This is a genomic window from Bacillus sp. Xin1 (genome assembly GCF_013314535.1).
In the GTDB taxonomy this organism is placed as follows: domain Bacteria; phylum Bacillota; class Bacilli; order Bacillales; family Bacillaceae_G; genus Bacillus_A.
On sequence record NZ_JABUAE010000211.1, the window covers coordinates 1 to 227 of the forward strand.

General features: G+C 32.6%; 1 protein-coding gene. It reads left to right on the forward strand.

Annotated elements, in window-relative coordinates:
* Positions 1–72 precede the first annotated feature (72 nt).
* On the forward strand, positions 73–227 hold a 155-nt coding region (locus tag HRG09_RS28575; RefSeq protein WP_174104127.1), incomplete at its 3' end, for a transposase.

The window sequence follows — 227 nt, forward strand, 5'->3', positions numbered from 1 at the left end:
TGGATTTAGTATAGTCATATGGACACAACTTAGTTAAGTCCTTACAATGGATTTCAAGGAGGAAGTGTCCGTATGGCAAACAAGAAGTTTAATGAAGAATTTAAAAAGATGGTTGTTGAATTATATTATTCAGACCGATCTGTGAAAGAATTAAGCAGCGAGTATGGTGTATCAGAAGTAACGATTTATAAATGGATTAAAAAATATTCTCCTATCACAACGATTGC